The sequence below is a fragment of the Rhodococcus sp. 06-470-2 genome, assembly GCF_002258235.1.
GTDB lineage: Bacteria > Actinomycetota > Actinomycetes > Mycobacteriales > Mycobacteriaceae > Rhodococcoides.
In genome coordinates, this window is sequence record NZ_NOYB01000002.1 from 8,042 (window position 1) to 31,903 (window position 23,862).

Consider the following 23,862-nt stretch of genomic DNA (forward strand, 5'->3'; position numbering starts at 1 on the left):
CACTTAGCCGGAGTAACTTGTACAGTGCCATTGATCACACAGCCTCGCTTCCCGAATCGCTCGACATCCACGCCCTGGAGCTGGTACTCGGCTTCAGGCCTGATTTGGTCGGAGACACACCTTGAGCAGTAGCGACTCATCGATGCAGCCTGGATCGCAATGCCCGTACACCGGAACTGAGCAAACGCACGACGGCCCGCCCACCCGAGCGGTACCGGTCGCACCCGGTAAGTGGCCCATGCTCGGCCACATATTTCCGCTGATGCGCAACCCCTTCGACTTCTTCGCCGACCTGCGCGCGCAAAGCGACATGGTTCAGATTTTCATCGGCAAGCGTCCGATCTACTTCTTCACCACCGCACGGCTGGCCCACCACGTCCTCGTGAAAGACGCCCGCTCGTTCGGCAAAGGAATGGTGTGGGAAGCCGTACATCCATTGAGCGGCAACGGTTTACTGGCCTCTGACCGCGCGCTACACCGGCGGCAGCGTCGCTTGATCCAGCCCCTGTTCCACAAGCAGATGATTGCCTCGTACGCCAAGATCATGACCGCCGAATCCCATGCCCTCGCCGAATCCTGGGTTCCCGGACAGCGAGTCATCGTGCAAAAAGCAATGGTAGAGCTCACGCTGACCACCATCGCGCGATCGATGTTCACCGGAAGCCTACCCAAAGACGTTGTGCAAGAGATTATTCGATCGTTACCGATCTTCACCTACGGCATGGTCGCCCGCACAGTCCTGCCGTCCTGGTTGTGCAAGGCGTCGGGATTCGACAGGCGATTCATGGGCGCAGCCGACCGCCTGCGCGGAGCAGTCGATCACGTCGTGCGCACCGACCAGAGCGGAGACGGCGCAGATCTGCTCTCCCACCTTCGCGCTGCCCGAGATCCCGACACCGGCGAGGCGATGAGCGAAGACCTCATCCGAGACGAACTGGTGTCGATCATGATGGCGGGCACGGAAACAACCGCAGCGACGCTGACGTGGGCATTCCATGAGATTGCCCAACACCCGGACGTCGAACGCACACTCCGTACCGAGTTGCGCACAGTGCTCGACGGCCGGCCGGCCGAGTTCACCGACATCGACGACCTCACCTACACCCGCGCCGTGGTGAACGAAGTGCTTCGTCGATATTCACTGCTGATGCTCTTCCGCCGCGCCGAGACCGATGTCGTCATCGACGGGGTCGAGCTCCCCGCAGGCGCGGACATCATGTTCAGCCAGATCGACCTGCACCGCGACGGATCCGCCTTCACCGACCCGGATTCCTTTCGTCCGGAGCGGTGGCTCGTCGACCGCGACCAGCTACCCGACCGCACCGCCTTCCTCCCGTTCGGCGAGGGCAATCGCCGGTGCATAGGCGAGTCCTACGCCCAGGCCAAAGCGGTCATTGCACTGGCAACGATCCTCGGACGGTGGCGACTGATTCCGGCTCCCCGCCACACCGTGCGCCGCGTCGCGGCGGCGATGCCACGCCCGAACAGCCTCCCCATGATCGTCACCCCCGTCACCTCGGACAGAAGCGAGCTCAACCATGTCTGATCTCACCGTGCAGCACGCTACCAACAGCCCCGACCGACACGCAGCCACCGTAGACCCCATCGCCATTGTCGGAATCGGCTGCCGGTTCCCCGGCGGTGTCGATTCCCCCGACGCACTGTGGAATCTTCTGGCCAGTGGCGGCGATGCCGTGAGCGAGGTCCCGCCCGAACGCTGGGCCGCCGACGACGTCTACGACGCGCAGCCCGGCGTCCTCGGTCGCACCGTCTCTCGATGGGGCGGCTTTCTCGACAACATCGGTGGCTTCGATACCACGGCCTTCGGCATCACCGAATACGAAGCCGAAGCGATGGACCCGCAGCACCGTCTACTGACCCAAATGTCCTGGGAAGCACTCGAACACGCAGGCATCGCTCCGGGCTCACTCAAAGACTCGCAGACCGGTGTCTTTTTCGGTCTCGCCCACCACGACTATCTATTGCGCACCTTCGACGATTCGTTGGTCGACAACCCGTACGTCATGACCGGCAATGCCCATTCTGTGGGAGCAGGTCGCGTGTCCTACCTCCTCGGGCTTCACGGCCCCTCGGTTGCGGTGGACACCGCATGCTCATCGGGGCTGCTGTCGGTGCACCTGGGATGCCAGAGCCTGCGTTCTGGAGAAACCGATCTCGTCCTGGCCGGCGCGGCCATGCTGCAGCTCGGTCCCGAGGTCGGCGTGCTGTTTTCGCAGTGGTCGATGCTCTCACCCAACGGACGATGCGCGGCATTCGACGCTGCGGCAGACGGATTCGTACGCAGCGAAGGGTGCGCGGTGATCGCCCTCAAACGCCTCGACGACGCCGAGCGCGACGGTGACCGTGTCCTGGCGGTCATACGTGGGTCGGCGGCGAACTCCGATGGCCGATCCGACAACATCGTCGTCCCATCCGCCTCAGCTCAAGAAGCCGTGCAGCGCAGTGCACTCCGTGTGGCGGGCGTAGACCCGTCAGATGTCGAGTTCGTCGAAGCGCACGGCCCGGGAACCCCCACGGGCGATCCGGTCGAATTCCAAGCCTTGTCTGCCGTCTACGGAAACGGCGACACACCATGCGCTCTCGGGTCGGTGAAGACCAATATCGGGCACACCGAGTCGGTATCGGGTCTCGCAGGGCTGATCAAGACCGTGATGTCGTTGCGCAACAAGCAGATTCCAGGAAATCTGCACTTCACGTCATGGAATCCCGACATATCCTCCGAAGACACCCGCTTGTACGTTCCGACCGAGCTGACAGAATGGGACAACCCGGGATCACCTCGGCTGGCCGCAGTCTCGTCATACGGGTTCAGCGGAACCAACGTTCACGTCGTTGTCGGAGAAGCTGCAGCGACGGCACCCAGCGCAGACGAACCCGCAGACAGTACGACAGCCCAGCCGATCTTGCTCTCGGCCAGCACACCCCAGGCCCTGGCACAGACAGCCGGCCGCGTGGCGCAGTGGTTGACGGGCCCCGGCGCTCACGCTTCGCTCACCGACATCGGCACCACGCTCGCACGCCACCGCGAACATCGCACCGAACGTCTTGTCGCACTTGCGGCCTCACATGAGGAACTGACCGACCAACTGCGCAGCATTGCAGCCTTGCAACCCGCGACGGGTGTGGTCAGTGCTGCCATCGGCAGCCACGGCGGCGCACCGGTGTGGGTGTTCTCCGGGCAAGGGTCTCAATGGGCGGGAATGGGGCGCGAACTGCTCTCCACCGAACCGGCGTTCGCAGCCATGATCGATGAACTCGAGCCGCTCATCGCGCGCGAAGCAGGGTTTTCGGTACGTGGTGAACTCGTGGCCGACGAGACCGTGACCGGGATCGAGAAGATCCAGCCGACCATCTTCGCCGTGCAAGTTGCTCTCGCGGCGGCGTGGCGCTCACGTGGCGTGGAGCCAGCCGCGGTCATCGGCCACTCGCTCGGCGAAGCCGCGGCTTCCGTTGTCGCCGGCGCGCTCACCCTCGACGACGGCGTCAAGGTGATCTGCCGGCGTTCCCAATTGGTCACCCGGATCGCCGGCGGCGGCGCGATGGCCACAATCGAGCTACCCCACCTGCAGGTCGCCGCTGAGCTCGAGGCCGCCGGAATCGACGACGTCACCGTCGCGGTCATCGTGTCCCCCACTTCCACCGTGGTTGCGGGAGACCCCGCCCGGGTCAAGCAATTGGTCACCGAGTGGGACGCGCGCGATCTTCATGCGCGAACCATTGCCGTCGACTATGCATCCCACTCACCGCACGTGGACTCGATTCTCGACGATGTCGCGCTACAGCTCGAATGCCTCGCCCCCGACGCCGCGAAGATTCCGGTCTACAGCACTGTGCTCGAAGATCCGAGAAAACCCGCGGCCTTCGATGCCGGGTACTGGGTCGACAACCTCAGGCGGCCGGTGCGTTTCGCAGATGCCGTGACTGCCGCGGTGCTGGACGGGCACCGAATTTTCGTCGAGCTCTCACCACATCCACTCCTGACCTACGCCATCACCGAGACCGCGACATCGATCGGTCGAGATGCCACCGCTATCGGAACGCTGCGCCGCGACGGAGACCAGTCACTGGGCCTGCTCCCCCAGTTGTCGGACCTGCACTGCAGCGGCGTCACCGTCGACTGGGAGCGCGTATACCCCTCTGGTCAGCTGGTCGACGTTCCACTTCCCACCTGGGCAGGAGAAGATCTCGGCGTCCTGGCCCTGCACGTGAAAAAGCCCGGAGCCAGCGTCGACGCTCATCCGCTGCTCGGCGTCCACATGACACCGATAGACGCCGATGACGAGCACCGATGGCAGGCCACCATGAGTGGCCGCGATCTGCAGTACCTCGACGATCATCAGGTCCATGATCAGCCAGCACTGCCCGGTGCGAGCTACTGCGAGATGGGGCTTGTCGCCGCACAGTCGGTCTTCGCAGCCGACCTGGGCAGCGTCGAGATAACCGATCTCGTCATCCACGAGATGCTTCACCTCCACGAGAACACTGTGGTGTCCTCTCGCACCCGGCCCGAGGGACACGAATCGGTTCGGTTCGAGTCACTGACCCGCCACGACGGCGATGCATCGACCCTCCTTGCCAGCGGCACACTCCGAATCAGGCCACCCGTCGAACCCGAGCGTCTCGACGTTGCCGAGTTGTTGGCCTCCCATCCGACGCCTCTGGACACCAAAGACGCCTACGCCAAGTTCCACGGGGCTGGCGTACACCACGGAGCCGCGTTCGCAGCGATGACCGCGCTGCACCTGTCCGACGACACCGGTACAGCGCAGACCGTCTTCGCTGAAGTGTCGCTTCCCGCCACCGCGCGAAGCCAAGTCGACGCGTACTCCCTACACCCCGTTCTGATGGATGGCTGCCTTCAGACCTTGGCGTCTCACCCGGCCCTCATCCGCGACGCCTTCCCCACCGGAGTTGGTTCGCTGCGGGTACACCGCAACCCCCACCACGCTCGCTACTGCCTTGCTCAACTGCACCATCTCGACGAACAGCTCGCGATCGGCGGCATAACACTGCTCGACGAGGACGGCACCGTCGTCGCCGAAGCCACCGGCGTGCGGCTGGCCACCGCAGACCGGCGACTGGCCGAACGACTCCTCACCGTCGAGTGGGAACGCGCCGACCTCCCCGCGCCCCAAACACAGGCCGGGCGATGGCTCGTCCTCACCGAAGCAAGCACCACTGACCCACTGACCGTCGACCTCGCAGCCGCGCTGGGCAACGACATCGATATTCGCGCCTTTCACACCGACTCCGACGCACTCGACGCCGACCTAGCGGCGCATCCTCCGCATCAGGTGGTGGTGCTCTGCGCCCCACCGACCAACACCGCAGACCACGACACTGCGCAGCGCGCCCAAGACCGCATCCGACAGCTCATCGAGCTCGTTCGCGTCCTCGTCGAACGTACCGACACACACCGGCCGCGATTGTGGGTGGTGACCCATGATGCTCAGAGGGTCGGCTCCGGCGACGGCCGCAACCTCGAGCAGACTGCGGTACGCGGCCTGTGCCGAGTGATCGGTCACGAACACCCCGAGCTCGGTATCCGTCACCTCGATGTGTCATCCCCTGCCGAGCCCACACTGGTGGCCCAGATCCTCCTCGCCGACGACGACGCAGACGAGATCGCATTACGCGACGGCGAACTCTTCCTGGCGCGGCTGAAAGTGGCCCCGCTGCGCGATAACGAGCGCCGACACCGCCCCATTCGTTTCGGGCGTGATCGCTACGCGCTCGCTCCCCAACACGCCGGCGACCTCGGCAGCCTCGAACTGGTCGCAACCACCGCCCGTCCGCCCGCGGCCGACGAGATCGAGATCGCAGTCGAGGCACTCGGCGTGAACTACGCCGACGTCCTCAACGCGATGGGTCTGTACAAGACCGTCGACGGCGCACCGATGCCCTTCGGATTCGACTGCGCCGGAACAGTTGTCTCCACCGGATCATCGGTCACCACATTCCGACCCGGCGATCGCGTGGCCGCAATGCATCCAGGCGTCTTCGAGTCTTTCGCAGTGGTCCCCGCATGCAAAGTCAACCGACTTCCCGACGACGTCACGTTCGCTGCTGCAGCTGCGCGGCCCAGCGTGTTCGCCACTGCGTGGTACGGGCTTCATCGGCTGAGCAGGATTCGTCCCGGTGAGCGGGTATTGATCCACTCGGCGACCGGCGGAGTGGGGCTCGCAGCGATCGCGGTTGCTCGACACCTCGGCGCAACCATCTATGCCACCGCAGGTACCGCCGCCAAGCGGCAGTACCTGCGCGACATGGGCATCGAACGTGTCTTCAATTCTCGATCGACCGCGTTCGCCGAGCAGATCCGAGACGTCACCGGCGGCGAGGGCGTCGACGTTGTACTCAACTCGCTCACCGGCGCCGCGCAACGAGCTGGTTTGGACCTGCTGCGCATCGGCGGCCGATTCGTCGAGCTCGGCAAGAAGGACATCTACGCCGACTCCAAGATCGGGCTGTTCCCGTTCCGTCGCAACATCTCTCTGCACAGTGTCGACTTGGGCGTTCTGCCCTACGACGAACTCGGCGATGTCCTCCGCGAAGTACACGAACTGCTCGCCTCGGGCGCTCTCACCCCGACCCCGCACACCACCTATCCGCTCAGCGATGCCAGCACCGCGTTCCGCACCCTGGCTGCGGGAGATCACATCGGCAAGCTCGTTCTGACCGTTCCACAGGACGGTGAGGGGCACGCAGCGATCCGCCCCGACGACGTACCGGTGATCCGCGCCGACGGCTCCTACGTGGTCACCGGCGGTTTGGGCGGTCTCGGCCTCATCCTTGCGCGGTGGTTCGCCGAACACGGTGCCGGACGGGTCGTCTTGAACGGCCGATCCGCGCCCTCGGTCGAGGCGATGGCACTCATCGACGAGTTGCGTTCGGGTGGAACCGATATCGAGATCGTTCGCGGAGACATCGCGATCGGGGACACGGCCACGGACCTGGTCCGTGCTGCCACCGCCACCGGACTGCCGCTGCGAGGGGTCATTCATGCAGCAGCAGTTGTCGACGACGCCGCGATCACCACGGTCGACGATGCGTTGATGGAGCGCGTGTGGGCACCGAAGGTGCACGGCGCGTTGAAGATGCACGAGGCGTGTGCGCACAGTGAACTCGACTGGTGGTTCGGATTCTCCTCGGCCTCGGCACTCGTGGGTTTCGCGGGTCAGGCATGCTATGCCTCGGCGAACGCACTGCTCGACGGCCTCACGATGTGGCGGCGGGACCACGGCTTGCCAGCTCTGAGTGTCAACTGGGGAGCGTGGGCCGAGTACGGGCGCGGCACGATGTTCGCCGACCGCGGGAACGCCATGATCGACCCCGACGAGGGCCTCCACGCGTGCGATGCGCTCCTACGCTACGACCGGCCGCGCGCGGGTTACCTCCCGATCCTCGACCCCGGGTGGCAGTCGATGCTCGCAGACAAACTTCGCACCTCGTCGTTCTTCGCGGCCATCCCTGCCGATCGAGGCGCAGAACGCGGGATCGACCTGACCGCATCTACCTCGTTGGCAGAACTGCAGAATCTCGAACCCCCAGCGCAGCAACGATTTTTGGAGAGCATCCTCACCGCACACGCCGCGGAGATTCTGCGCGTCGACGCTGCTGCACTCGACCCGGACCGATCTCTGGGCGACCACGGCCTCGACTCTCTGATGGCGCTCGAACTCAGCACCCGGATCAACCGGGAATTCGACATTCGGGTCACACCCAAACAGATGCGCCAAGACTCCAGCCCCGCGGCGCTCGCCCTGCACATCGCAGCACAACTCAACCTCGAGGCGGTGCAGTAATGGACACTCCACAATCCCAACGCGACACCGATCGCACCCGCCCCCACATCGTGCACGCCGCAAGTGGGATCATCAGCCTGCTGGTGTTGGCGTCGACGATCTTCGTGTTGGCACCGATCCCGCCTTTCGGCTCACCGGAGGACGAGGTGGTGACTTTCTACGCCACCCACACCACCAGCGGATACATCTACCAGTTCGTCGCAGGCATCGCGTTGATGGCCGCCCTGTGGTTCCTGTGCTATCTGTACGTGCGGTTTCGGCGGGAAGTACCGCACAGTCCGCTGCCGATGCTGATGATGGCGGCCGGCACGGCGTGGGTGGGGTTCGCCACGGTCTATCTCGGTCTGTTCCAAATCTTCTCGGGCTGGGCCGCCGACCCGGACTCCCACGCACTACTGCACGCATTTTCCGATGCCTACGTACTGGGCTTCATGTTCAGTGCCGTCCCGGCCGCTGTCATCGTCGTGTCCGCAGCCCTGTGCACCACCGCCGCCGCAGGATGGCCCGGATTTCTCAAACCACTCTCGGCGATCGTCGTCGTGGTGCAGATTTTGGGCTGCGTTCCGCTCCTGGCACCCGAGAGCCCCATCAAGGCGGGAGGTTTCATCACCTATGCCAGTGTGTTCGCTGTCATTGTCTGGATTGCTGCGGCGAGCGTCGCGGCAGTTCGCAGCGAACGCGCGCCGTCATCGGAGATGCCATATCAGCAGACCGTGAACACGAGCACGGAGCGATGACATGGACGAGCATGTCGATGTTCTGATCGTGGGTGCGGGGCTCGCAGGACTGCAGATGTTGCACGAAGTACGCACGATCGGCCTGACCGTCCGCGTGTACGAGGCAGGAGGTGATGCCGGCGGCACCTGGTATTGGAACCGATATCCCGGTGCGCGCTGCGATGTGGAGAGCCTGGAGTACTCGTATCAATTCTCCGATGAGCTGCAACAAGATTGGGAATGGACACGGCGATACGCCGACCAAGCTGAAATCATGCGCTACATCGAGCACGTGATGGATCGCTTCGACCTCGAACGCGACATCGAGTTCCACACGCGCGTACAACAAATGGTCTACTCCGACGCCACCGCCTCCTGGACCGTCCGGACCGATACCGGACACGAAATCATCGCCCGGTACGTCATCACCGCGACAGGTTGCCTGTCCGAACCCAACGTGCCCGAGATCCCCGGCCTGGACTCATTCGCAGGCGACATCCTGCACACCGGACGGTGGCCCCACCATCACGTGGCACTCGGAGGCAAACGAGTCGGTGTGATCGGGACCGGTTCGTCTGGGGTACAAGCCATCCCCCTGATCGCCCGAGACGCTCGTCAGCTCACCGTCTTTCAACGCACCCCTGCTTACACCTTGCCCGCAGGCGACGAACCGCTCGACCCTCAGCTCCAAGCCGCAATCAAGGCCGACTACGCGGGATTTCGTGCACGCAACAACACAGTTCCCACAGCCGGATTGTCCCGGTTTCCTACCAACCCGAACTCGGTGTTCCATTTCTCGAAGACAGAGCGTGAAGCACAGTTCGAGCACCTGTGGAACAGGGGTGGGCCGCTGCTCCTACGCTCCTTCGGAGATCTCCTCGTCGACCCTGCGGCAAACGAGGTCGTCGCCGACTTCGTCCGCACCAAGATCCGCTCGACCGTGGCCGATCCTGCAGTCTCTGCAACCCTCACCCCTCGCCACGTCATGGGATGCAAACGAATCTGCCTCGGCGACGGCTACTACGAAACGTTCAACCGTCCCAATGTCGACCTCGTCGACATTGCATCCCACCCGATCACCGAGATCACACCGACCGCCTTACGGACGACACACAGTTCGCACGACTTGGACATCCTCGTGTTCGCCACCGGCTACGACGCCATCACCGGCGCTCTCACACGCATAGACATCCGCGGCCGCGGCGGTCGAACGCTGCGCCAGGCGTGGTCGGAGGGCCCCCGCAGCTACCTGGGCCTGGCCACCTCCGGCTTTCCCAACCTGTTCACCATGACCGGCCCCGGTAGCCCGTCCGTCCTGGCCAACGTGCTGGTGGCAATTCATCAACACGCAACCTGGATCAGAACCTGTCTGCAACACCTCACCGACCATCACATCCACAGCATCGAAGCCACACCACAGGCCGAACACGACTGGGGTCGACACGTCACCGACGTCGCCGCCGGAACTCTCCTCTCCTCGTGTGGCTCGTGGTACCTCGGGGCGAACATCCCCGGCAAGAAAAGGGTCTTCATGCCCCTCATCGGGTTCCCCGATTACGCCGCCCGCTGCGAGCAAGTAACCGCAGACGGTTACCCCGGCTTTCAACTTCTCCCACAACCGGTCTCGGCCGCCACACGCCCCTAGGAGCCCCCGTCATGCCGAACAGCACCGTCCCAAACATCGACTTCGACCACCACTCACCCGAATACTCAGCAGACCCGTGGGCAGTCAACACCGCCATGACCCAAAAGTGCCCGGTAGCCCACAGCTCCCACTACGGTGGCTTCTACGTGGTCAGCGGCTACGAGCAGGTCGCCTCAGTCGCACGTCGACCGGAAGTGTTCTCCTCGGCCCACGAGCTACCCAACACGCCAGGGCGACCGCAAGGAACGATCATCCCCGCGTCGACGTTTCGTGCCCTACCACTGGAAATGGACCCACCCGAGTATCTGGACTGGCGAAAAGCACTGAACACCTACTTTTCTCCCACCTCTGCAAAACGGCTCCGCCCACGGATCGAGGCCTACACGACGTGGTGCATCGACCAAGCCATCGAATCAGGCGAGATCGACCTCGTGATGGATCTCGCCAATGCCGTGCCGGCTCTGCTCACCCTCGACATCGTGGGCCTGTCGATGGACAACTGGCGCATCTACGCCGAGGCCGTGCATGCCCTGGCCTACACCCCATCCGACACCCCGGAATACAAGACGGTCGAAACCGGCTTCGCGATGCTCATCGGCGAAGTAATCAAGACCATTCCCCTCCGCCGTGCCCATCCCCGCAACGACCTCATCAGCTTCCTGACCCAGATGGAGATCGGCGGTGAGAACATCAGCGACGCAGACATCATCGCCGTCTGCAACGCCATGATCGCCGGCGGTATGGACACCACCACCGCCCTGCTCTCGTCGACGTTCGAGTACCTGGACCGCAACACCGATGATCGAGCACGACTGATCGATCACCCGGACGACCTACCGAAAGCATGCGGAGAGCTCCTGCGCTATTTCACCCCTGTTGTCTGTGTCGGACGAACAGCCACCGAAGAGGCACAGATCGACGGAGCCACCGTCGAACCCGGCGAACGAGTCCTGATCTCCTGGGCAGCAGCCAACCTCGACGAAAAGGTCTTCCCCGACCCCCTCACCATCGACTTCGACCGTGACACACGCAAACATGCAGCGTTCGGACTCGGACTGCACCGATGCATCGGCCGCCACATCGCGCAAATCGACTTCGAGGTCGTCGTCGGCCAAGTTCTCGACCGACTCCCCGGCTACCGCCTTGTCGACAATGCCGCCGTTCGATACCCCACGGTCGGTCAGATCAACGGTTTCGTGACAATGCCCGCACAGTTTGCCCCAGGGCCGCGAAAAGGCCCGCGATTCGACACCGCGAACGAACTGTTCGACAGCTTCGGAGACCAGTGATGCGCGCCCCGCACCGCCCAGAAGGGGACGCGACCGACAACGCACCGCACGACGCGAAGCGCACAGACACCCTGCCCACCTACCCCGCCCCCCGAAACCCCAAGTGCCCCTTCGACCCGTCACCGGAACTGCGTGCAGTACAGAATGACTCACCGATCACACGCGCGCAGATCTGGGACGGCAGCACCCCCTGGCTGATCAGCGGGTACGACGAAGCACGGACACTGCTGCGCGACCCACGCCTCAGCGCCGTACCCGAGCACCCCAACTATCCCCACTCCACCCCCAGTAAATTCATGCACCGCTTGGGATTTCTGACCATGGACGCCCCCGAGCACACCCGTCAACGCCACTTCGTGGCCAAACCGTTCTCCGCCAAACGCATCGAGGCGATGCGCACTCCGATCGAAGATCTCGTCAACGACCTCATCGACCGAATGCTTGCCGGGCCGCGACCTGTCGACCTCCTCGAAGCTTTCGCGCTACCCGCGCCGTGCACCGTGATCTGCCATCTGCTGGGCGTGCCCTACGCGGACCACCAGTTCTTCACAACGAGCGCCAAATCCCTGATCGATCCCCACGCCACCGCAGAGGACGCCGAAACCGCCCGCCAAGGCCTGATCGACTACATCTACCAGCTACTGACCGTCAAACGCACAGACCCCGGCGATGACATGCTCTCCGAACTCGCCCACGAACACGTCGCCACCGGTGACATCTCCCAACACGACGCAGCCATGACCGGGATGCTGATGCTCCTCGGAGGATTCGACACCACTTCCAACACCATTTCCCTCAGTGCGCTGGCCCTGACAGAAAACCCCGAACAGCGCGACACCCTCCTGTCGATGCGCACACACGACGAAATCGCCGGAGCCATCGAAGAACTCCTCCGCTACACCGCCGTCCCCCAAGGCGGACGACGCCGAGTCGCAACAGAAGACATCGACATCAACGGGATCACCATCCCCGCCGGCGACGGCCTCATCATCGCCGGCGACCTCGCCAACCGCGACGCATCAGCGATCACCGACCCGGATCGCCTCGACCTACGCCGGCCAGTGCACCGACATCTGACCTTCGGATACGGCCCGCACCAATGCCTGGGCATGCCCCTCGCACGACTCGAACTCCAAATCGCCATCCCCACCCTGCTCCGGCGCATCCCAACCCTCCACCGTGCTGTACCCCTGCAAGACATCAAGTTCCGAGAACACGCCATCGGCATCTATGGGGTGGACGAACTCCCCATGACCTGGTCATGACACCAGAACCATCAGGGCAATCAGCCCTGCGCAACACCATCTCCACGATCCTGACCACAGCGGTGCACGACCGAGTGGTCACCGGCCTCTACGTCATGACAGCCGACCGCGATGGCATCACGTACTCCGGCGGAGCGGGAACACGTGATGGCACAAACCCATGGACCGACGACACCATCGCTTGGCTGGCATCGATGACCAAACCGATCGTCGCCGTCGCCGCACTGCAACTCGTCGAGCGCGGTCTCATCGAACTCGACACTCCCACTACCGATCTGTTGCCCGAACTCGCCGCGGCGTACGTCCTCGAGGGATACGACGAGGATCAGCCCCGGCTCGTCCGCGCACGAGGACCCATCACACTACGAATGCTGCTCTCGCACACAGCCGGAACCGGCTACTCGTTCCTACACGCCGATCTCGCGCGCTATCTTCACGACAAGAAGGTGCCATCGAGCCTCGAACTCAAACTCGCCTCGATCGTCGACGCCCCGCTCGTCTACCACCCAGGCACCAACGCCATGTACGGCACCGGCCTGGAATGGGTGGGACTTGCCATCACCCGCCTGACCGGACACGACCTGGCAACCCACCTCCACGAGACGATCTTCTCCCCATTGGGTATGCGCGACACAACGTTCGGAATCACCGATCGCACTCGCTTGGCGGATGTACACACGAAAACACCTCACGGCCTGGTACCCACACCATTCGAGCTGCCCACCGATCCAGAATTCCACTCAGGCGGCGGCGGGCTGTACGGAACACCCCAGGACTACCTGACGTTCCTTCGCATGCTCAGTGCCGGCGGAGCCTGGAACGGTGTGCAGTACCTACAGCCGGATACCCTCGTCGACGCACAACGAAGCCACTCAGCATCTTTCGGGACCATCGAATCCGCTGATTACGCAACGTCGCACGACATCGACCTGATCCCAGGAATCAACACATCGTGGTCGTTGCTCGGCATGCGAAACGAGCAAGTCACACCCGCAGGCCGCCCAGTCGGAACCATGGCATGGGCCGGGGGCGCGAACACCTACTACTGGGCCGACACCGACAACGATAGATCGTCAGCAGGAGTGTTGTTCACCCAGCTCATACCATTCGCCGATCCACAGGTAATACGAGCATTCAATAACGTCGAAGGAGCAGTTCGTACCCGGACCGTACGTCGGCATACGAACTGATCAGCTGTTGCCGAAACCGTTCTCTGTCCGGTTTCGGCAACAGGGGCGGTACGATCCGGTCACAACCGTCCACTTGCTACATTTCAGACGGTACGTGCTGAACTAATCGAACGGCCCGGACGGACGCACGTCCGCCAACGTATATCGCGCAGGCTGTCAAGTGGGTCAACACCAACTAGCTATAACAGTTACTCATTCGGTGCGATGCAGGAATGAATATTGTTACTGGTTTCCTCGTTCGTCCTGGACTAGACCGTGATGTGACCGTTTTCGACATAGCCACAACCGACGGTCATCAGACACCAGAGGAAGTACTCCACGCACTCCGCGCTACCGCTGCCCGCAGCCGGATCGTGCGTACCGACGTCGCCGCCGCCACGGTGTGGACCAGCGACGACTGCCGAGCCGACCACAGCCCCAACCCATGGTCGGCGATGGTACTTGCCCGGGCACTGAACCTGATGCCCGATCTTTCACCCGACGACGTCATAGCTCACCCTGCGTTGACCTTTCGAGGGCTCGTTGTCGTCACCGGCCGCTGCCCTCTGACGGGCGCGCTGAGCGCGCTACGTCCGGCCCCTGACCCACTGGCTGACGCATCGTGAAACCTGGGGGTACCCACTTGAGATGTGACGAATTCCAGACTTCACTTGACCCCGGGCTCTGTCGAGGTTCTAGTCCACGACTTTCGCTCCTTGTCAACCCCATTCAGGGTTGGACTTGACCAACCTTCCGGACTCTGTTCATCCACCTCTGTGCGCCTTAAGTTCTCCCCTAGGAGAGTCCCCACCTGTCACAGCGAATGGAGTACCCGGAGATGACCGATCTGATCCGCGTAGCCTCCGATGAGCTGCGCGCCACGTCCGTCGCAGTCCTGCAATGGATCCGCGCATGGACACCCCACTCTCGAGCGGTAACCACCGTGTTCGGCATAGCGTGGCTGATCTTCGTGATTGTGTGCGGTTTCACCGGCGGAACCGTGTTGTTCGTGATGACCGCCGTCGTCGCTATCGCCGCTGTGCATCTCGTGCGCGGGGAATGGCGACGACCAGGTCGCAGCAATCCAGTTGCATTGTGCGACAACGCCCGCGAACACATTTGCACCCTCGTCTTCCGTCACTCCGACGGGCGCTGGTATCTACCCGACTGCATTACCGTCGGTCTGAATCCCGCCGACTTCACCGACCTCAGCGATCACTTCGATATCAACGACGTCATCACCCATCTCACCGCCGAAGCCGTCGATGTCACGCGCCGCTACTCCGCGGACACTCCGAGCGGAATGCTGCCCCTGGTCGAGATCGTCTCCAACCCGAAGGTCCGCGCTCGCCACTACGCCCTGCGTGGCTCCACGCATCCGATGTCCGACCACCCAGTGGAACCCACACGCGCCTACGGCGACCAAACCGACCTCCACCCCAGCGACAGTCAGGTGGCAACAACTCTCATCCCGGACTCACCCGGGCGTGGACCGACCTTGGTCGGTCCCGATAGTCGAGCGCACCGCGTCGTCGGTACCGAGATAACCGTCGGGCGGGGCACCTACTGCGACATCACCATCAGCGCCGACACCAGCATCTCGCGACATCACCTCACCCTGCGTTCCAACGATGGCGTGTGGTGGTGTGCCGACAACAGCAAGACCGGTACCTGGATCAACGGAGTGCGTGTAACCCCCGGCAGATGGACCGAACTCGCCGACGGCGACCGCATCGCGTTCGGCACCACATCAGGCACGAACACCGCCACGTTCTACCGAACGGGTGCCCATGCTGCCCGCTGACCGGAACCTGCTGTTCTCGCCACGCCGAACCGCCGACCCTGTGCGACACTTCTTAGCCCAATACACTCGGAGGAGAACCGCCTTGAGCAGTGACGTCCCCGCTCACGCGTCGACTCCGCCGACCCCGATGATCCGATGAGCGGCGGCGCGCCTCCACCCGACAATTCGGCCAAGGAAGACGACGGCATGGACCCCCCTGGGCCCGATGGTCGTCAGAAGCCGAAGTTCGACGTCGACAACAACTGCGGTTGGCTCACCAGAATGTTGCTGCGGATCGGCGGCTTCCACCGCCCGTGGATCGACAACAATTCCGACGCCTCCAAACTTGCCGCCCAAGCCGGGATCCTGATTCTGGTGCCTACCATCGCCTTCGGCGGCGTTCTGGCCAGTGCCTGGGCAGTCAACGTCGGGCACCGCTTCAACTACTGGTTCATCTGGGTCCTTGCCGCCGTGTGGGCACTGTTCGTATTCTGCGTCGACCGATGGATCATGACCTCGATCGACTACGGCGACCTATTGGTCGGACCCCAAAACTGGCTTCGGCGAGCATGGCGTTCGGCATGGTTCTACCTCGCACGCATCGGGATGGCGGTCGTCGTCGGTTACGTCATCTCCGAATCGGTCGCTCTCGGCATGTTCAACACCGCAATCGAACGGGAGCTGCCGAGCATCCAGTCCGACAACCTCACCGACTACAAAGCATCCATAGGCGCAGAGTACGACACAGCAATCGCCGATGCGAAAGATGCGCGCACAGCCGCCGAAAACGCTCGAAGATATAGCCAATAGCACCCGGGAGACTGCCCAGGCTGATTGGCAGGATGAACGTCGGGGGACTGGAGGCACGCTTGACGCCGGCGACAGTCCCCCCAGCGCGAACTGTCTACTTCCGAGCGACCCGCGGGAGATCTGCGCGGAAAGCAACAGAAGATACGTGTACAACCAAGCCGACACGACTGCAATTACCAGCCAGCAGAAGGCCCTAGAGGCGCAGGACCTCGTTCGTACGCTGGAGAGCACCCGCCAGACTCGAATCGACGAGAAGGCCGCCAAATACGAAGCGGTCAACGCCGCCGACACCAATGCTGTGACTCGCCACAGAGCCCTTGTCCGACTCATCGGCGACGACCTCGGATACAGATGGTTCTACATCGTCATCATCGTCACGCTACTTGTCGTCGACCTCACCCCACTGCTGCTCAAACTATTCGGCCCTCACACTCCCTACCTGGAAAATGCGCGACGGGACGCAGCTCGTCTGCGCGCCCGCACCACTGTCCAAGTAATCGAAGGCGCGAAGGGCGAAGCGGACGCCCAATACGACTTGGACGACCGCAAGCACCGCAACCGGGCGAACACTGTGGCCCATGCCGGTGACCTCGACGAACGCGAGCACCGCAACCGGATGGACTCGCTGACCCGAGAACACGAGCACACCCTGGCCGACGCTGCCGCGAAGCACGCCGTCGCACAGACCCGTGAAGCGCTGCACAAACTGTCGGACGACTCCGCCGCCGCAAAGGATCTGGCCGACCACTATCTCAAGACCGCGTTTGCACACCTGAAAGAGCGCCGCCACCGTCCGCGCGCAACCCCCACCCAGCCATACACACAACAACACCCGCGCAACGCACAGCAAGGTGAACAACAACCCGACGACCTCAGCGGCGAGACCCCAACTCCGACACCGCAACCCCCACAGACACCGCAACCGCAACCCCCACCGGCGCCGGCACCGGCACCGCGCGCAAGCAACCACAGACCTCCTGCTGCTTCGCCGCGCGATGAGTACGGACTCGAGATCGGCAATGTGTTTCCCGACGACACAGTCGACAACCCGCTCGACAGGCACTGGCGAATCACAAAGTTCTGGCGACACGTCAACGGCGGTTCTCTTCTACTCGCCGTCGACGAGGACAGTCCCGACAACGGAATCGAATACGTGATCAAGGTCTACCTCCCCGACCGCTCCTGGAAGCTCCGAAAGCGTGATCGGGCCCAAGGCCTCGCCGAACTCGATGCTGTTCCCGCACTGGGCGTGTCGATAAACGACGCCGTCGCAGACGTCTACTTTTCGGACATCTACCAAGACCAGATGGTGATCGTCACCCGACGATATCCCCACACCCTGAATACATTTCAAGACGCCCGAATCAACGGCAACGAGCCCGGGGGCTTCGACCTTGCCCTGGTACTGCAGATCGCCGAACGACTACTCAGCGCACTGGCCTGGTCGTGGACGAAAAGAGAGAAGGGGGCTCGCGCGTACCTGGATATGAAGCCCCCCAACATCTGCATCGACAACGACGGCACCCCGAAGATCATCGACTGGGCACTTTCTCGCAGTCTCGATGAGGCCGCACACACCAGCTCACGGCTGCGGTTGCAAAGCCTCTTCTACTCGCCACCAGAGCAAGGCTCAGCAGGGCAGCTGTGGCCGACCCACCTCGTTGCCGCCGACATCTACGCCTGGGCCGCAACTCTGTACGAGATGATCACCGGGAAGCCGCCGTATCTGTACGAGGCCGAACAGCAAGGAATCACCCTCAACGACTTCCAAAACGGCAACCCTCGTGCCGAAAGGGCCTTGGACTCATATCGCAGACTGCGCAGTGGGCCTCTCACCCCGGTTTCGAAGTTCGCACCGTTTGTACCCGAAGGTCTCGACAACTTGCTGCGTCGATGCCTCGACCCTGCACCCGAAAGACGCCACGTAGTGCCGACGGACAACAGTTTCGACGCACGTGTGAAAGCAGCTGAACGTAGCGCGGACCAGCTCATTCGATGGCTACGACTCGTCAAACAAGATGCTCTGCACGTAGACGCAGGCGGCGCGATACCGGCAGCCCAACAGGTCGGTAACTTCACGCGTTTCAAGAAACCTCCCAAGCAACAACAGCAACAGGACGTCATCGGCAATGCTGGCCATCTGGTTCAACAGCAGCACCAGCCGCGAACACCGCACCCCGACAGTGTGCCGACCGACGACCCCCCTTACCTGCCACCGGACAACGATCCGGACGCGCCGCGCTCACCCGCCATCAATCGCTAACGGAGTTCCGATGCCCATCAAGTCAACAGGCCGGCGGTTTCCACGGCCACGCGTGTCGAAGCGTTCGCTGCGGCGACGTCTCGACCGACTTCGGCACTGCCCACTGATCGGACGAGTCGGGACCATCGCGGTGGGTGCTCTCATCGCGGCCGGATTGTGGATGATCGATTGGCGGATGGGCATGGCGATCATTACCGCGCTGTTGGCCGGCTGCGGACTGTGGTGGTTGGCGTCTCGACGCGGCACACGAAACGGTGCTGCCCGAACCGTCGAACTGAGACCCGTCTCGCACACGCCCACCACCGACCGCCTCGGCAAGGCGTCGCTCGACAACACGCAGCGCGTCTTTCTACATGATCTGCGCGGCACGAGCGATATTCCACCCATCGAGTTGCGAGGCGAAACAGTGACGTTGGGGCGCGCACGAGGTAAAACAGCGGTCGTCACCGATAGAAAAACAAGACGCCAGCGTGCGCACTTCGTCCGTCACCCACAGACGCGTCGGTGGTGGGTGACAGCGTTGTCCGGCGCGCCCATCACCGTCGATGGGCATCGCCTGTACGCAGGCCAACCGCCGTTCGAGATACACGACGGCGCGGTCCTGATTGTGGGGGCTTCGGTGTATCGCGTCACGTACGTCGGCGAGCAACATTTCCCGCCGACCATCCCCGTCGGACAGGTACACACCGAGCGTGCTGCGCCCGCCGTGCGACAAAGCCTGCCCCACACACTCGGACGACCTATTCCCCAACCAGCCGGTGACGAGTCACCCACGCAGGCAATGGCACCCGCAGCAGCAGCGCCTCTCAAACTCCAAGCAGCCGGGGAGACCTCGGCGGGCGACCGCCGTCACAACAACGACGTTTTCCTGATTCGAGGACACACATCAGCGATTGCCGATGCCGCGGGCGGCGGCGAAGACGGCGTCCTCACAGCCCGAACCGTACGCGCGACACTACGAACCCTTCTGCCCACCTCGCCTATCGACGACGTCTTCGCCGCCACTGATCAAGCACTTCGAGGACTCCGCGGACGCTCGGTTCTCGCCGCGCCTTCCACGCTCGACGTCCTGACACTCGACACCTCCACTTTCACTGTCTCCGGCGGGCACGTGGGAGACAGTCAGGTGTTTCGTGCCCACACCGACACAGCCGACGACACCGTTCACGTCACAGCGATGACACCAGCCCTGCATCAGCACGCTGCCCTGGACAACGCAATCGGGTTCTTCTCCGACGCCCCAGCGGGCTACACCTACAAGTTGTCTCGATGGCACCAGCCAGCAGTAGCCAATGACCGCTACATCATGGTCACAGACGGCTTCCTCAACGCCTGGTCCGGCCCGCACACCCAAATGGACACCACACCTGATCGAGACCCTGAAGACGCCATACGTGAGGTTCTCGGATCCCAGCCACCGGATGCCAGTCCCGCTCGACTAGCAGAAGCACTCGTTCGTGCGGCCCTTTCTGAGCACAAACGCCACGGCACAATCGCCGACAACATCACCGTGGTCGTGGCGCATCTGTCACCCAGTGCTGAACCGGAACAAGGAGGATCCCGTTGAAAGCGCCCTATGTCCTTCCACCTCTCGAGACTGGACAGCACGGATTCCACGTCGAATCGATCTACACGCCATTCACAAGATACATACTCAACAATTTCGAGGGCGACCCAAGACTGAGCAACAACTGGTGCCCCGCAGTTGTCCGGGACACGGAGACGGGCGCATATCACGTGGTCAACCACAGCGAGTACCCCGTATACGTCGCGATGAGCGTACCGCTTAAGTCATCCAGTTTGTCATACAGGCAGGTGAAACTTGATGCAGCAGAACCTGAACACAGACTGGGTAGCCACACCTACGGCGCAGTACTCGAACAATTACCCAGAGAAGCACGCGAATCAGGAGACGCCCGCGATGAGCGCAAAGGCAATCGCTTTGCACTGTCAGAACCTGGTGCCCGTTACCGCATAGCGGTTGGACCACCTCCAGCGTTTGCAGTCCACGCCATCCGCCGCCAGCGCGAGTACGTTGTACTGGTCGACACGCCCGAAGCAGGCCCCGACACATCGAATTCGGATCTTATCCCGACTTTCGTACCGAACGAGCATATCGAACAGCTTTCATCCAACGAACACATTGCTCGGGCGCTGCGCGAATGGCTACACGACGACAAGCACAAAAGCACTCTTTTCTGGTTGACCTTTCGTGAATATGAATTCATTATCGGCGGGTTCTCGAATCCCAAAATCGTCAGAAAAGGCAAGATAGAAGAGTGGCTTGGAAGCTACTCGATCAGCGAGACAGGCGTATTCAAGAATCTCCACAGAGTCATGGATAAGCATTTCGACGATATCAACAAGCTGTCATGGGCAAGCGAAGATGGCCTCAATCCAGGGATGAGTCGTTGGCTGGTTGACCACCACGTACTCACTGTCTCGGACGTCACCGACTTCGACAACGAGATGAAGAAGGTACACGGTTCGGGATGGACGTCGCTGTTCGGTTGACACAAAGAAGCTGCTGAAGCAGAAAGTGAGCGGTGTTCACGAACAGTCGGCCTCTAGACTCCGAATACCAATTCCCACTAGGTCTCGCGAGGTCGGCGGTGTCACAGCGTTACCGCACATCCGGACGTCTCGTTGCTTGGTTCCCCCGCGTAGAACGTACGAGGACGGAAATCCCATTGCGCCTTTGAGTTCCGGTACGTCGAGCATTCTGAAGGACAGGTCTTCGACGGCGATCGGTCGGCGTGTGGACTTTCGATGGTGAGCGGCAGCGGGCACGACCAAGCCATGGTGGTTACCCGATGCCGTCACGGTGCAGAGAGCGTCGCTGACCGATCGCGCAGTCGAACCTCCACCTCGCAGCTCTGCGATGAACGGGGTGATCACCGCATGATGGCGGCCGCCCGCGGATACGGTCGACAGCGCCTCCGAGGTTCGATGATTCTTCGACTGGCCCCGCAGCACCGACACGAACGGCTCGAACACCGGGGCCCGCCCCTCAGACGGCCGTGATCTTGCCTGCCGATACTCGAACAGCGTGCCCGCGGCTTCTCTCGCGTCCTCGGCATGCGGAGCTGCCCAATACCGGTCGATGCCGGCCTGGATTCGTGCGATCGTTTTCGGCTTCAACGGACGAGTGCGGTCCCCTATCCGCTGGCCGGTCTTGGTCCAGTCGATGATGGTCGAGGCAGGGAGCCAGTCGGGCTCGAGCACGGTGTCCGCACACGCACGTGCGGGGCACCGGTAGGAGTACTGGCTACGGTACTTACCCACAGCCACCCCTGGGTTCTTCCAGGCCTGCAACGCACGCACGGGCCCGCAGCGAGAGCAGGTTGCCGGCGGACGGACCACGGTCTCGAAGTCAGGTGCCCGGTTGCCGGCCTTCCAGAAGCACACATAGAGGCGATCGCGGGACTGCGGCGCTGGTGTCCCAAAAGTCCATGAGTGCATCGAATTCAGGCAGATAAGGCGATGTTCGTAAACGAGGGCGTGCATCGCCGCGATCCATGGCCTGTAGAGAGGCCATGAGTAGATCTCGACGACGTTCTCGACGAAAACCAATTCGTATCGGTGATACTCGGTGAACCGAACGACGTCCCACATCGTCGCCCTCGATCGCTCGGCGGCCTCGGACGGTAGGTCGTCGGACAGTAACGAGATCTGCGCGGCGAGGCGCTTGGCCCCGCGAGCATTCGAGTGCCAGGTGCATTCGGGGCTGAACCATCCGATTGTCGTGCGAGGAAACAGCTTCGGAGTGATCTGAGAGAGGTCCGCGAGGATGTGCTCGGTGTGCTGGTGGTTGTACTGGTGCGTCTCGATTGCCTTGTCCCAGTGGTTCGACGCTGCCGATACCCTCACCCCGGGGATGGCGATCATTCCGGTCGTGGATCCGCCGGCACCGCAGAAGAAGTCCGATGCCGTGATGTCGAGCGATCCACTCATCGTCCGGCTCCGTCGGGCACGCTGTCCCACACCCGTCGGTCGAGGATCCGGCCGGCGGCCTTACGGCCGACTCGTCGAACTTCGGTGCCGTCGTCGAAGTGGTGGTAGTCACGGAATCTGGCGATCACCTCCGCTGGTGCCCACTCGCCCCACTGCTTGAACAGAAAGGGCACATCGGCAGCGGTGCACTGGTCCCGGATCTCTCGTACCCATCGCGGATGCATAGGCCGTGCCCCGCGGCCGGACTCACCGCCGACGATCACCCAGTCAAGCGCTGGTTCGCGCTCGCCGCCGCATTTCGAGTCTTCGACCGAACGGAGCCCGTCGCGAGTCAGCGCTCCTCCGATTCTGCTGGGTCGTAGGCGCGTGAAGTCGATCGGTCCGAGGAGCGGTTCGGCAGAGACGAACCGAAGAGCTGCAGGCGTGTCCAGCAGCGCCCATACTCGCAAGGTCTGCAGTCTTCTGGTCTTCGGCCGAGACGCCGATCCACAGGTTCGGCAGCGGCCAGCTCTGGTACCAGACATCGGCGGGGCGGAAGGCTGCGACGACGCCAGCGATGGCGTCGTCGACGGCGCGGCGGAAGGCATCGGACTGGAGCAGTGCCCGCATCCGAGCGGGTCTCTTGGTAAGCAATTGAAAGGTGTGCTGGCGGGCGAGCGCGATCACCGCGAACACCCGGGCGATGTAGTCGTCCGGGATTGCTGGATGGAAGAGGTCGCTCATCGAATTCACGAAAATCCGGCGTGGCCGGCTCCATCGCAGCGGCTGGTCGAGCTTGCCGGGGCGCATCTCGACGTCGAATCCGTGCTCGAAGTAGTGCCCCGGTGTGCCGCGGAACCGCTCAGCGAGGGTTTGGGCGTAGCAATGATCGCAGCCCGACGAGACTGCGGTGCAGCCGGTGACCGGGTTCCAGGTTGCGTCGGTCCATTCGATGGCCGTGGCGTCGCCCATCATCGCTCTTCCGGGTCGTGGAGGGCATCGAGGAGCTGGAATCGTAGATCGGCGTCAATCGCGAACGAGATCCCCCTGCTGGGCAATTCGATCGTGTAGCTGTTTCGATCAGGTGCGGTCGTGATGATCCATGGGTTGGGGTGGAGCGGGACAGCGTTTGTGTCGGTGGTGGGGTCGGTTTCGGTCATGGC

The 23,862-nt window shown here is 62.8% G+C and carries 15 protein-coding genes and 1 pseudogene; 13 read left to right on the forward strand and 3 right to left on the reverse strand.

Going from position 1 to position 23,862, the window contains the following annotated elements; all coding sequences use genetic code 11:
- Positions 1–142: 142 nt before the first annotated feature.
- The 13 genes from CH276_RS00210 (at position 143) to CH276_RS28085 (ending at position 21,280) form a co-directional block, all read left to right on the forward strand.
- Positions 143–1,546: a cytochrome P450 gene (locus CH276_RS00210; RefSeq protein ID WP_230596631.1), complete on the forward strand. Its 1,404-nt coding sequence runs from the start codon at positions 143–145 to the stop codon at positions 1,544–1,546.
- Positions 1,539–7,826, forward strand: a complete 6,288-nt coding sequence (locus CH276_RS00215) for a type I polyketide synthase (RefSeq protein WP_052049305.1) — start codon at positions 1,539–1,541, stop codon at positions 7,824–7,826. Before CH276_RS00210 ends, CH276_RS00215 begins: the two co-directional genes overlap by 8 nt.
- Positions 7,826–8,563, forward strand: coding sequence for a hypothetical protein (locus tag CH276_RS00220; protein ID WP_052049304.1), 738 nt, complete (start codon positions 7,826–7,828; stop codon positions 8,561–8,563). The genes CH276_RS00215 and CH276_RS00220 overlap by 1 nt, the downstream gene beginning before the upstream one ends.
- Before the next feature lies 1 nt (position 8,564).
- Positions 8,565–10,187 carry a flavin-containing monooxygenase gene (locus CH276_RS00225; RefSeq protein ID WP_032364848.1) on the forward strand — a complete coding sequence of 541 codons (1,623 nt, stop codon included), beginning with the start codon at positions 8,565–8,567 and terminating at the stop codon, positions 10,185–10,187.
- A gap of 11 nt (positions 10,188–10,198) precedes the next feature.
- Entirely contained in the window at positions 10,199–11,476 is a 1,278-nt protein-coding gene (locus CH276_RS00230) for a cytochrome P450 (RefSeq protein ID WP_032364847.1), read from the forward strand.
- Positions 11,476–12,741: a cytochrome P450 gene (locus CH276_RS00235; RefSeq protein WP_080733000.1), complete on the forward strand. Its 1,266-nt coding sequence runs from the start codon at positions 11,476–11,478 to the stop codon at positions 12,739–12,741. The genes CH276_RS00230 and CH276_RS00235 overlap by 1 nt, the downstream gene beginning before the upstream one ends.
- Positions 12,738–13,931, forward strand: coding sequence for a serine hydrolase domain-containing protein (locus CH276_RS00240; RefSeq protein WP_052049303.1), 1,194 nt, complete (start codon positions 12,738–12,740; stop codon positions 13,929–13,931). The genes CH276_RS00235 and CH276_RS00240 overlap by 4 nt, the downstream gene beginning before the upstream one ends.
- A 260-nt stretch (positions 13,932–14,191) precedes the next feature.
- Positions 14,192–14,536 carry a hypothetical protein gene (locus CH276_RS28080; protein WP_032364846.1) on the forward strand — a complete coding sequence of 115 codons (345 nt, stop codon included), beginning with the start codon at positions 14,192–14,194 and terminating at the stop codon, positions 14,534–14,536.
- A 212-nt stretch (positions 14,537–14,748) separates the two neighbouring features.
- Positions 14,749–15,714, forward strand: a complete 966-nt coding sequence (locus tag CH276_RS00245) for an FHA domain-containing protein (RefSeq protein WP_032364845.1) — start codon at positions 14,749–14,751, stop codon at positions 15,712–15,714.
- Between the two features lie 135 nt (positions 15,715–15,849).
- Complete coding sequence (locus CH276_RS00250; RefSeq protein WP_094629272.1) at positions 15,850–16,503, forward strand: DUF4407 domain-containing protein; 654 nt, start codon at positions 15,850–15,852, stop codon at positions 16,501–16,503.
- Complete coding sequence (locus tag CH276_RS00255) at positions 16,460–18,766, forward strand: DUF4407 domain-containing protein (RefSeq protein WP_176459058.1); 2,307 nt, start codon at positions 16,460–16,462, stop codon at positions 18,764–18,766. Before CH276_RS00250 ends, CH276_RS00255 begins: the two co-directional genes overlap by 44 nt.
- Positions 18,767–18,776: 10 nt before the next feature.
- Positions 18,777–20,333 (forward strand): SpoIIE family protein phosphatase, encoded by a 1,557-nt coding sequence (locus CH276_RS00260; RefSeq protein WP_170945381.1) that lies wholly within the window; start codon positions 18,777–18,779, stop codon positions 20,331–20,333.
- 248 nt (positions 20,334–20,581) lie between these two features.
- Positions 20,582–21,280, forward strand: a complete 699-nt coding sequence (locus CH276_RS28085; RefSeq protein WP_141214628.1) for a hypothetical protein — start codon at positions 20,582–20,584, stop codon at positions 21,278–21,280.
- A 36-nt stretch (positions 21,281–21,316) separates the two neighbouring features.
- On the opposite strand, the gene CH276_RS00265 is transcribed toward CH276_RS28085, so the two are convergent.
- From CH276_RS00265 to CH276_RS00275, 3 genes and pseudogenes are all read right to left on the reverse strand, one after another.
- Positions 21,317–22,720 (reverse strand): DNA cytosine methyltransferase, encoded by a 1,404-nt coding sequence (locus tag CH276_RS00265; protein WP_032364842.1) that lies wholly within the window; start codon positions 22,718–22,720, stop codon positions 21,317–21,319.
- Positions 22,717–23,671, reverse strand: a pseudogene (locus CH276_RS00270) (DUF5131 family protein). Before CH276_RS00270 ends, CH276_RS00265 begins: the two are co-directional and overlap by 4 nt.
- On the reverse strand, positions 23,671–23,859 hold the full coding sequence (locus tag CH276_RS00275) for a hypothetical protein (RefSeq protein ID WP_139278549.1): 189 nt from the start codon (positions 23,857–23,859) through the stop codon (positions 23,671–23,673). Before CH276_RS00275 ends, CH276_RS00270 begins: the two are co-directional and overlap by 1 nt.
- Positions 23,860–23,862 lie beyond the last annotated feature (3 nt).